Here is a 10,320-nt window from a genome sequence, read left to right as displayed (position 1 = left end):
GGCCCCGCGCGGCCGCCCGCCTCAGGACCGGCGAGACCGCTCGCCTCCGGCTCCAGCGCGCCGAGCGCCGGGTCCAGCGGGTCGAGCGCCGCCGCGCCCGGCCGGGCGCCCGCGTCGATCAGCGCCTGGTAAGGCCCTACCGCACGCGTACCCAGCCGTCGCAGCGCCGACCACATCGTCACCTGGTTCGCCGACAGGACCGGGACCCGCAGCTCCGCCTCCAGTTGCGGGATGACGTCGTACGTCGGGAGGTTGGTGCAACTGATGAAGAGCGCGTCGACCGGCTGGAGCACCGCGCGCCGCGCCATGTCGGCGACATCCCGGTAGGGCACCTTCCAGATGTGCCGGGTCAGCCCGAGGTAGGCGCGGCCCGCGACCGACACACCCGCCTCGCCCAGGTACTCCTCCAGGGCCAGGGTGACCGACCACGTGTACGGCGTGACGAGCGCGATCCGGCGCGCGCCCAGTTCGGCGAGCGCCTCCAGGAGCGCGCCGGAGGTGGTCACCGCGGGCACCGCGCCCTCCCGTGTCATGGCCCCGCACATCGCCCGCTCCCCCGCGATGCCGCCGACGAAGCTGCCCGACGTGCAGGCGTACGCGAGGACCTCGGGCTCGGCGGCGGAGAGCGCGCGCACCGCCTCGCCGAGCGTCTCGTGCTCGCTGACCAGCCGGGCCAGGTCGAGGCTGACCTCGACGGGCACGTACGGCGTGCGCGTCAGGTGCAGCGAGACGTCGTCCGGGACCCAGCGCCACAGCTCGCGGTCCAGGGCGAAGTCGAAGGGGGCGACGACACCGACACCGCGCTGCGGGTGCGGTCCGCCGAGCATCGAGAACGATGTGACGTCCATGAGCGGGCCCTACGTTCGTGCGTGCGTGCGGTGACGGGACCGGCCCGGGGGCCGGCAGTGGTGCGGTGCCGGCGGCGCGCCGGGACGTCGGAACGAGGGACGTGTGCCGCGTGCGGGCGGTCGCGCGAGCCGGGGTGACCGGAGGGGCGGACCGTACGCGCGGCCGCGGTCGCCGCGGTGAAGTGCTCGGGTCGAGCGCTCTGTTGACGACGGTAGGTTCGGGTGCCAGCGTGGTCAATCCGCGCATCTCAGACAGTCGGCCGGAGTGCGCCGCACCCGCTCCGGCCGCCGTCGGGGTGTCCGGCCGTCCCCTTCGCAGCCGTCCACATCACCACGCAGTCACCCGTACACACACGTATCCCCGGGCCTCCTGGGGCCCGTGTGGCCTCCATGTCCTTCCAGGGAAGCGGGCTCTCCTTGCGAAACGGTCTCTCCGCCGTGTCCGAAAGCACCGGCTCCCGGCGCGCCGGGACCGAGCACACCCGGTCCGCGGGCGCCGGCGGCGCACGCCCCACCGTGCTCGTGCTCGACGCCCCGCCGCCCGCGCCGCCGCCGCGCCTGGGCGCGCTGACCGGCCGGGCCCGGGTCCTGCACGCCGACGCCGACACGCTGGCCGAACAACTACCCGCTGCCGACGTGCTGTTGGTGTGGGACTTCCTGTCCGACGCGGTACGCCGCGCCTGGCCCGGGGACGGGCCCCGGCCGCGCTGGGTGCACACCGCGAGCGCGGGCGTCGACCGGCTGCTCTGCCCCGAACTCGTCGCCTCGGACACGGTGGTGACCAACGCCCGGGGCGTCTTCGACCAGCCGGTCGCCGAGTACGTCGCGGCACTCGTCCTCGCCATGGCCAAGGACCTGCCGCGCACCCTCGCCCTGCAGGACGAGCGGCGGTGGCTGCACCGCGAGAGCCGGCGGGTGGCGGGCACCCGGGCCTGCGTGGTGGGCTCGGGCCCGATCGGCCGCGCGACCGTGCGGACGCTCAAGGCGCTCGGCGTCACCACGGCCCTGGTCGGGCGCAGGTCACGTACCGGCGTGTACGGCCCGGCCGACCTCGACCGGCTGCTCGCGCGCGCCGACTGGGTGGTGTGCGCGGCGCCCCTCACGGACGACACGCGCGGCATGTTCGACGAGCGGCGCTTCGGCGTGATGCAGCCGTCGGCGCGGTTCGTCAACGTGGGCCGGGGCGCCCTGGTGGTGGAGGCGGACCTGGTGGCGGCGCTGTCGAAGCGGTGGATCGCGGGCGCCGCCCTGGACGTCTTCGCCCACGAGCCGCTGGCGCCGGACAGCCCGCTGTGGACGGCCCCCGGGCTGCTGGTGTCGCCGCACATGAGCGGGGACACGGTGGGCTGGCGGGACGAACTCGGCGCGCAGTTCGTGACGTTGTACGGGCAGTGGGAGGCGGGGCGGCCGCTGGTGAACGTGGTCGACAAGAAACGCGGGTACGTCCCCGGGCACTGAGCGCGCCCCCGGCTGGGCAGGGATCTCCCGTCCACCCCGCCCCCCGGCCCCGCCGTCACTGTCCGCCCCCGGTCCCGCCGTCCATCTTCTGCCGCCCCCGGTCCCGCCGCCCACCGTCCGCCGCCCCCGGTCCCGCCGTCCGCCGTCCGCCGTCCGCCTTCCGCCTTTCGCCTTCTCCTGGAGCGCGTATGACCGAGCACGCCGACCTGACCGCTCTGACCGCCACGCAGCTCGTCGCCGGCTACCGCGCGGGCGCGTTCAGCCCCGTCGACGCGGTCCGTGCCGTGCTGCGCCGGGCCGAGGAGGTGCAGCCGCGGGTGAACGCGTTCGTCCGGACCGACGCGGAGGACGCCCTCGCGCGGGCCGGGGAGAGCGCGGCGCGCTGGCGCGCGGGCGCGCCGCTCGGCCCGGTGGACGGGGTGCCGGTCACTGTCAAGGACATGCTGCTGCAGCGCGGCGCGCCCACGCTGCGCGGCTCCCGGTGCGTGGCCGAGGCGGGCCCCTGGGACGAGGACGCGCCGGCGGTGGCGCGGCTGCGCGAGCGGGGCGCGGTGTTCGTCGGCAAGACGACCACGCCCGAGTTCGGCTGGAAGGGCGTCACGGACAGCCCGCGCCACGGCGTGACCCGCAACCCGTACGACACCGCGCGCACCGCGGGCGGCTCCAGCGGCGGCAGCGCGGCGGCGGTGGCGCTCGGCGCGGGGCCGCTGTCCCTGGGCACGGACGGCGGCGGCTCGGTGCGGATACCCGGGGCGCTGTGCGGGATCTTCGCGCTCAAGCCGACGTACGGCACGGTGTCGCTGTACCCGGCGTCGGCGTTCGGGACGCTGTCGCACGTCGGGCCGATGACGCGGGACGCGGCGGACGCGGCGCTCCTCATGGACGTGATCGGGGCGCCCGACGCCCGGGACTGGTCGTGCCTGGCCCCGCGCGAGGGCAGCTTCCGCGAGGCGCTGGAGGGCGGGGTGCGGGGGCTGCGCGTGGCGTACTCGCCGACGCTGGGCGGGCAGGTGGCGGTGCGGCCAGGCGTGGCGGCGGCGGTGCGCCGGGGGGTGGAGGCCCTGGCGGCGCTGGGCGCGTACGTCGAGGAGGCCGACCCGGACTTCGCCGACCCCGTGGACGCCTTCCACACGCTGTGGTTCAGCGGGGCCGCGCGGGTCGCGCAGCACCTGCCGCCCGCGCGCCGCGAGCTCCTGGACCCGGGGCTGCGGGAGATCTGCGCGCAGGGGGCGCGGTACAGCGCGCTGGACTACCTCGCGGCCGTCGACGTCCGGGTGGAGCTGGGGCGGCGCATGGGCCGCTTCCACCAGACGTACGACGTGCTGGTGACGCCGACGCTGCCCCTCACGGCGTTCGCGGCGGGGCACGAGGTGCCGCCGGGCAGCGGGCTGCGGCGGTGGACGGGGTGGACGCCGTTCACGTACCCCTTCAACCTCACGCAGCAGCCCGCGGCGACCGTGCCGTGCGGGGTGGACGGCGACGGGCTTCCCGTGGGGATGCAGATCGTGGGGGCCCGGTTCGCCGACGCCGTCGTGCTGCGCACGGCCCACGCGCTGTACGGGGCCGGGGCGGCGGGTGTGCCCCGGCCCGCGTGGTGACGCCGCTCAGGCCCGGCGGAAGTGGAGGGTCTCGCCCTCGGCCCCCGTGCGCCACAGGTCGTTGCAGGCCTCGGCGAGCCGGTCGAGGCCGTCGACGACCTGGCCCCAGACGGTGCCGGGGACCCAGCCGACGTCGCCGTTGAGCAGCAGGTTGTTGCGCTCGTAGAACAGCGCGAGGTCGACGACGGTGCCCTGCCGGGGCGTGCCGTAGCCGTACGCCGACGTGCCGAGGTCGGAGCCGGTGAAGGTGAAGTAGCACAGGTCGCCCGGGATGGGGGTGACGGTGGGGTTCTCCAGCGGGGGCTCCTCGGGGGCGAACGGCGGCAGCAGCGCGTAGACCTCGTTGCGGGCGTACTTGGCGTGGTAGACGTCCCCGCCGAGCGGCAGCGCGTCCCACACCGCCGCGCAGGTCACCGGGGCCTTGTCGGCGAGGAGCAGCGCGGTGGCCCGGACCCCGCGCCGGGTCAGGGCGACTTCGACGTAGCGGTCTGCCATGCCGCTCATGGTGCGCCCGGGGGCGCGGCCGGCGTCAAGAGCGCAACGATCGCGTACGGGGCCGGAATTCGTCGGCATAACCGGCGTCGCGTCGGGTAGCCGCGCGCCCATGGCTCCACGACTGAGGAACCCGAACAGGACACGCAGCGGCAGAGGGGAGGACGGTGACGAGGCCTCCCTACGGCGTCTGCCCCGGCGTGCCGTCCTCATGTCCGCCGCCGTGCTCGGCGCCGCGGGCACGCTGGGAGCGGCGGGATGCAGCCGCGTCCCCACCGGGGACACGCTGGCCCGCCTGAAGTCGCAGGGCACGGTGCGCCTCGGCATCGCGGGCGAGGCCCCGTACGGCTACATCGACGACGACGGCGACTTCACCGGCGAGGCGGTGGAGCTGGCCCGGATCATCTTCAAGCGCCTCGGGGTCGACCGCGTGCAGCCGGTCGCCACCGACTTCAGCTCGCTCATACCCGGCCTGAAGACGCAGCAGTTCGACGTCGTGGCCGCCGGGATGTACATCAACGCGGAGCGCTGCCGACAGGTGATCTTCTCCGATCCCGAGTACCAGATGCTCGACTCCTTCATCGTCCGCAAAGGCAACCCGATGGGGCTGCGCACGTACCAGGACGTGGTGCGCAAGAAGGCGAAGTTCGGCACGGGCACCGGCTACGCCGAGATCGGCTACGCCGTCGACGCCGGGTACGAGGAGAGCGACATCGTCATCCTCCAGGACCCCGTCGCGGGCCTGAACGCGGTGGAGGCCGGGCGCATCGATGTCTTCGGCGGCACCGCCCTGACCACGCGCGGCGTGGTGCGCAAGAGCAGCAAGGCCGAGGCCACCGAGCCGTTCGCGCCCGTCATCGACGGCAAGAAGCACGTCGACGGCGGCGGCTTCACCTTCCGGCCCACCGACACCGGGCTGCGGGACGCCTTCAACGTGGAGATCCACAAGATGAAGAAGAGCGGCGAACTCTTCCGCGTGCTGCGGCGGTTCGGCTTCACCAAGGCCGAGATGACCACCCTGACCGCCGAGGAGCTGTGCCGATGACAGCGGGCCTGTGGGAACACTGGGTGCTGCCCGGCATCTGGATCACCGTCCAGCTCACCCTCTACAGCGCGGCGCTCGCCACCGCCGTCGCCTTCGGCGTCGGCATGGCGCGCACCCACCGCTCCCGCCTGGTGCGGTTCTTCGCCGCCTTCTACACCGAGGTCTTCCGGGGCACGTCCGCCCTGGTCCTGATGTTCTGGATCTTCTTCGTGCTGCCGCAGCTCGCGGGCTGGGCGCTGGTGCCGATGTGGGCGGCGGTGCTCGCCCTCGGCCTGTCCTACGGGGCGTACGGCGCCGAGGTCGTGCGCGGCGCCCTGAACGCGGTGGCCCCGGCGCAGCGCGAGGCGGGGGTCGCGCTGAGCTTCACGCCCTGGCAGCGGATGCGGCTCATCCTGCTGCCGCAGGCGGTCCCGGAGATGATCCCGTCGTTCTGCAACCTGCTCGTCGAGCTGCTCAAGGGCACCGCCCTGGTGTCGCTGCTCGGCATCGGCGACGTGTCGTTCGCCGCGTACCTGGTGCGGCTCGCGACCACCGAGAGCGCGCAGATCTACTCGATCACGCTGATCATCTACTTCGTGCTGGCGTTCCTGCTCACCCGCGGCATGAAGGTCCTCGAACGCCGGGCCAAGGCGGGCATCGGGCAGTTCCCCGAGCCGCTGAGCACCGGGGGGTGGCTACGGTTCCGCCGGTCCGACGCCAAGTCGCCCGAGTTGAGCAGTACGGGCGTCACGGGCGGGGGTGCGTCGCGGTGAGCGCCGGTACCCACGACACGGGCAGCACGGACAACTGGGACTGGGGCGCGGTCGCCGACTTCATGCCGCACTTCTGGGACGGGGTGCTCGTCACCCTCCAGGTGCTCGCGCTCGGCTCGCTGATCTCCTTCTCCCTGGGGCTGGTGTGGGCCCTGGCCTTCCGGGCGCCCACCCGGCTCGTCCGCTGGCCGGTGGGCCTGCTCACCGAGTTCGTCCGCAACACGCCCCTGCTCGTGCAGCTCTTCTTCCTGTTCTTCGTGCTGCCGGAGTGGAACATCCAGTTCTCCGCCGAGACCACCGGCACGCTCGCGATCGGCCTGCACTACTCGACGTACACCGCCCAGGTCTACCGCGCGGGCATCGACGCCGTGCCCGTCGGGCAGTGGGAGGCGGCCAAGGCGCTCAGCCTTTCCTACCGGCGCACCTGGACGGCGGTGATCCTGCCGCAGGCCGTCCGCCGCGTGGTCCCCGCGCTCGGCAACTACGTCATCGCCATGCTCAAGGACACCCCGCTGCTCGCCGGCATCGGCGTCCTGGAACTGCTCCAGCGCTCGCGGCTCGAAGCGGCGCAGACCTTCCAGTACACCGAGGCGCTGACCGTCGTCGGCGTCGCCTTCATCCTCATCGCCTACCCGTCCTCCCTCCTCCTGCGAGCCCTGGAGCGCCGTCTTGTCCGCTGACACCCCCCTTTCGAAAGAGCGGCCGAACCCGGCCGTCGACGGCAGCGAGCTGATCCGGTTCGACCGGGTCGTCAAGCGCTTCGGCGCGAACACCGTCCTGGACGAGCTGGACTTCTCCGTGGCCTCCGGCAAGCACGTGACGCTGATCGGCCCCTCCGGCTCCGGCAAGACGACGATCCTGCGGCTCCTGATGACCCTCATCAAGCCGGACGAGGGCACCATCAAGGTCGGCGGCGCGTACCTCACGCACGAGGAGAAGAACGGCAGGCTCGTCCCGGCGGGCGAGAAGCACGTCCGCGAGGTCCGCAAGAACATCGGGATGGTCTTCCAGCAGTTCAACCTCTTCCCGAACATGAAGGTCCTGCGGAACATCACCGAGGCGCCCGTCACCGTCCTCGGCCTGCCCAAGGACGAGGCCGAGCAGCGCGCCCGCGACCTGCTCGACCTGGTCGGGCTCGGCGACAAGTGCGACGCCTACCCGACGCAGCTCTCCGGCGGCCAGCAGCAGCGGGTCGCCATCGCCCGCGCCCTCGCGATGCGCCCGCAGGTGCTGCTCCTGGACGAGGTGACGTCGGCGCTCGACCCGGAGCTGGTCGCCGGGGTCCTCGACGTCCTGCGGGACATCGCCCACACCACCGACATCACCATGCTGTGCGTGACCCACGAGATGAACTTCGCCCGGGACATCTCCGACCAGGTCCTGATGTTCGACGCGGGCCGGGTGATCGAGTCCGGGCCGCCGGAGAAGATCTTCTCCGACCCCGAGCACGAGCGGACCCGGGAGTTCCTCTCCGCGGTCCTGTGAACCGCGGCGGGCGCCGGGTGGAAACGGCCAACGCCCCCTGCCGGTGGCGCTTTTGGCGGTTATGGTGGACAGAGTCCCGCTGTCCGGAACCGTACCGTCACCAAGGATCACCGGGCCCTCGGGTCCGCGAGGCCCGTCAGGGCGAGGGGGAGAGCCGTGGCACTGCAGCAGGAGCCGACGACGGCGCACCGGTCGGTGCAGCACGCGCTGCGGGTGCTCGAACTCGTGGCGCGCCGCTCCGGCGGCGTCGGCGAGGACGACCTCGCCCGCCACACCGCGCTGCCGCCCGCCCGGCTCGCCCCGCTCCTGCGCATGCTGCTCCGCGAGGGGTACGTGGAGCAGCTCTCCGACGGGGCGTACGTCGCGGGCGCGTCCCTCGCCCGGCTCGGCTCCGCCCACGACCGCGACCGGGCCCTGCGCGCGAAGCTCCAGCACACCCTGGGCGGCCTGCGCGACTCGATCGGTGCGGCGGTGTACGTGAGCCGGTACGTGGACGGCGAGATCCGGGTCGTGGGCTGCGCCGACGGCCCGGGTGCCCCGAAGGTCAACGAGTGGGTGGACTTCCGCGTCGCCGGCCACGCCTGCGCGGTCGGCAAGAGCCTGCTCGCCCAGCTCGACGTGGCCGCGCGCCGCGACCACCTCGCGCGCCACAAGATGGCCCGGCTCACCTCGCGCACGATCACCAACGAGCGGGTCCTGCTGACCAGGCTCGCCGCCCAGGCCCCCACGGTCCCGGTCCTCGACCTCCAGGAGTACGCGGTCGGGACGGTCTGCGCCGCCGTCCCCGTCACCGCGGGCTCGGCGGTCGGCGCGCTCGCCCTGTCGCTGCCGGTCCGGCACGCGCACCGGCTGCGGGAGGCCGCGGAGAGCCTGAACCGCAGGGCGGCGCCGGTGCTGCTGTCGCTGGCGATCTGAGCGGGGGCGCGCTGCGGGGTGCCCGGGCGCGGGGGCCGGCGGCGCGGGGTGCGCGCCGGGCCCGGCCGGGAGGGGGCGCGCGGGCGGTGGTCACGAGCACCCCCGCGGACCAGGTAATATTTTCTTCGTCAGCAGGCGCCGCTAGCTCAGTTGGTTAGAGCAGCTGACTCTTAATCAGCGGGTCCGGGGTTCGAGTCCCTGGCGGCGCACACGTGACCGGGTTCACCACCCGGGACTGACAGTGAAGAGGGCGCTTCCGGTTTCCGGAAGCGCCCTCTTCGCCGTGTCCGCCGGAAGGCGCCGGGCTAGTGGAAGCTCAGCGTCCGGTACACCGTGACGTCACCCATCAGCTCCTGGCAGCGCCGGGCCGCCGCCGCCAGCTTGGCGTGGCAGTCCGGGGCCCGGGTGTCCAGGAGGATGCCGAGGGCCGTGCCGCTGTGGCCCACCACGACACCGAGGCCACCGATCCGCTCACAGATGTCGATCATCGGCTCCAGGGACCACTTGTGGCGGAGCACCTGGTTCATCCGGGCGCTCGCGGTGGCGACCCGGCCGACCTCCGCCAGGTCCCGCCGGGCCACGGCGCGGGTCACCCGGTCCAGCAGCCGCGCGTACCGGCGCTTGTCGGCGGCGGTGAACGGCTTCGGGAGGGTGTTGAAGTGCACCGTGTCCACGGCCCCGCCCTCGTCGACGCCGACCACCGCCATCGACGGCAGCGACCCCAGCTCCGCCCGGAGCCGCACGCTGCGGTGGTGGAAGGCCACGACGGCCGGGTAGAGCACGCCGTCGGTCGGCTCGATCCTGGCCAGGTACCGCTCGATGCGGCGCGGCGGCATCGGCTCGCCCAGGGCGTTGGCGACCGCCCGGGCCGTGGCGACCAGGTCCGCCGAGGAACTGGCCAGGCCCTTGCCCTCGGGCAGCGTGCTGTCGATGGTCAGCAGGCCGCCCGCGGGGTGCCGGGCGTCCGCCATGATCATCTCGGTGAGCCGCAGCGCCTTCTTCTTGTGGTGCGGGCGCACCGCGAGGCCGGGCGCGGCCGGGTCCGGCTCGAAGCGGGCCATGGCCCAGCGGGCGACCGGCAGCGTCACCAGGAAGTCGCCGTTCTCCTCGGGCAGCACGCCCTGGAGCAGCTCCCCGAAGGTGCCGAAGGCCGCGCTGACGCCGATGGCCGCCACCCGGCCCGCCGGGCCGAGCAGGTGCGGGGTCGTGGTCACGGGGTGCTCCCTTGTCCGGGTCGGCTGTGGCGGCCGGCCGCACCGGGGCGACCGGCTTCTTCCGGTGGCGCGGGCTGGGCGCCCAGGGCGGCCCGGACCGCGCCCGCCGCGTCCCCGGGGCGCGTACCGACGAAGTAGGGCCCGCCGCCCGCCAGCTCGTGCACCGTCACGTCGTCGGCCACCGCCTTCCACTCCGCCGCGCCCGCCGCCCCGTCCGGGGCGTCCCGCGCGACCACCACCGTCAGGGGCGTGGCGACGCGGTGGGCGCCGGGGTCCGCGCGCAGGTGCGCCAGGTGGGTGAGGGCGGTGCGGAGGTCGTGGCGGCAGGCGCGGGCGACGACGCGGGCGCGCTCGGGCTTGAGGGCGTCCAGCTCGACGTACGCGGTGCCGGCGCGCAGCCGGTCGAGCAGGTCCCCGGCGTTCGCCGCGGCGGCCTCGGTGGCGCGGGCGCGCAGCGCGGCGGCGTCCGCGAGGGACTGCCCGCCGACGAACACGCGCGCGACGCGGCGGCCC

Annotated in this window: 10 protein-coding genes, 1 tRNA gene and 1 pseudogene; 8 read left to right on the top strand and 4 right to left on the bottom strand. The window is 74.2% G+C overall.

The features are described 5' to 3' along the window. Positions 1-848 (bottom strand): maleate cis-trans isomerase family protein (locus IE330_RS36015; protein ID WP_229926168.1); only part of this gene is annotated, 848 nt, incomplete at its 3' end. Between the two features lie 522 nt (positions 849-1,370). Here IE330_RS36015 and IE330_RS36010 point away from each other — a divergent pair. Both IE330_RS36010 and IE330_RS36005 read left to right on the top strand, forming a co-directional pair. Next, on the top strand, positions 1,371-2,306 hold the full coding sequence (locus IE330_RS36010) for a D-2-hydroxyacid dehydrogenase (protein ID WP_229926170.1): 936 nt from the start codon (positions 1,371-1,373) through the stop codon (positions 2,304-2,306). Between the two features lie 188 nt (positions 2,307-2,494). After that, the gene (locus IE330_RS36005) at positions 2,495-3,904 is read left to right on the top strand and encodes an amidase (protein ID WP_190140393.1); all 1,410 of its coding nucleotides are present in this window, start codon (positions 2,495-2,497) and stop codon (positions 3,902-3,904) included. A gap of 6 nt (positions 3,905-3,910) precedes the next feature. Here IE330_RS36005 and IE330_RS36000 read toward each other — a convergent pair whose 3' ends face one another. Continuing rightward, the gene (locus IE330_RS36000) at positions 3,911-4,399 is read right to left on the bottom strand and encodes a DUF3830 family protein (protein ID WP_190140392.1); all 489 of its coding nucleotides are present in this window, start codon (positions 4,397-4,399) and stop codon (positions 3,911-3,913) included. A gap of 109 nt (positions 4,400-4,508) precedes the next feature. Between IE330_RS36000 and ehuB the strand changes: the two genes are divergently transcribed. From ehuB to IE330_RS35970, 6 genes are all read left to right on the top strand, one after another. Beyond that, positions 4,509-5,441: an ectoine/hydroxyectoine ABC transporter substrate-binding protein EhuB gene (gene ehuB / locus IE330_RS35995; RefSeq protein ID WP_190140391.1), complete on the top strand. Its 933-nt coding sequence runs from the start codon at positions 4,509-4,511 to the stop codon at positions 5,439-5,441. Further along, positions 5,438-6,193, top strand: a complete 756-nt coding sequence (gene ehuC, locus IE330_RS35990; protein ID WP_190140390.1) for an ectoine/hydroxyectoine ABC transporter permease subunit EhuC — start codon at positions 5,438-5,440, stop codon at positions 6,191-6,193. Before ehuB ends, ehuC begins: the two co-directional genes overlap by 4 nt. A gap of 62 nt (positions 6,194-6,255) precedes the next feature. Beyond that, positions 6,256-6,873, top strand: a complete 618-nt coding sequence (ehuD, locus tag IE330_RS35985; protein ID WP_190140396.1) for an ectoine/hydroxyectoine ABC transporter permease subunit EhuD — start codon at positions 6,256-6,258, stop codon at positions 6,871-6,873. Further along, on the top strand, positions 6,863-7,678 hold the full coding sequence (gene ehuA, locus IE330_RS35980; protein WP_190140389.1) for an ectoine/hydroxyectoine ABC transporter ATP-binding protein EhuA: 816 nt from the start codon (positions 6,863-6,865) through the stop codon (positions 7,676-7,678). Before ehuD ends, ehuA begins: the two co-directional genes overlap by 11 nt. A gap of 156 nt (positions 7,679-7,834) precedes the next feature. Then, positions 7,835-8,593, top strand: coding sequence for an IclR family transcriptional regulator (locus tag IE330_RS35975; RefSeq protein WP_190140388.1), 759 nt, complete (start codon positions 7,835-7,837; stop codon positions 8,591-8,593). Positions 8,594-8,728: 135 nt separating this feature from the next. Continuing rightward, positions 8,729-8,802 (top strand) — tRNA-Lys (locus IE330_RS35970). A gap of 96 nt (positions 8,803-8,898) precedes the next feature. Here IE330_RS35970 and IE330_RS35965 read toward each other — a convergent pair. Together IE330_RS35965 and IE330_RS35960 are read right to left on the bottom strand one after the other, a co-directional pair. Beyond that, positions 8,899-9,807, bottom strand: a complete 909-nt coding sequence (locus IE330_RS35965; protein ID WP_229926167.1) for a GHMP family kinase ATP-binding protein — start codon at positions 9,805-9,807, stop codon at positions 8,899-8,901. After that, positions 9,804-10,320: pseudogene (locus IE330_RS35960) on the bottom strand (hypothetical protein); the annotation flags it as partial. The gene IE330_RS35965 and the pseudogene IE330_RS35960, both read right to left, overlap by 4 nt.

Origin of the sequence: Streptomyces longispororuber, from assembly GCF_014656095.1 — a bacterium.
GTDB lineage: Bacteria > Actinomycetota > Actinomycetes > Streptomycetales > Streptomycetaceae > Streptomyces > Streptomyces longispororuber.
Note: the sequence above shows the minus strand (reverse complement) of the source record. Positions and strands in the feature narration are given on the sequence as shown.

Excerpts from the sequence above, each read along its gene's own strand:
- IE330_RS36005 (WP_190140393.1), top strand. The coding sequence starts at position 2,495 with ATGACCGAGCACGCCGACCTGACCGCTCTGACCGCCACGCAGCTCGTC.
- ehuD (WP_190140396.1), top strand. The coding sequence starts at position 6,256 with ATGCCGCACTTCTGGGACGGGGTGCTCGTCACCCTCCAGGTGCTCGCG.
- ehuC (WP_190140390.1), top strand. The coding sequence starts at position 5,438 with ATGACAGCGGGCCTGTGGGAACACTGGGTGCTGCCCGGCATCTGGATC.
- IE330_RS36000 (WP_190140392.1), bottom strand. The coding sequence starts at position 4,399 with ATGGCAGACCGCTACGTCGAAGTCGCCCTGACCCGGCGCGGGGTCCGG.
- ehuB (WP_190140391.1), top strand. The coding sequence starts at position 4,509 with ATGGCTCCACGACTGAGGAACCCGAACAGGACACGCAGCGGCAGAGGG.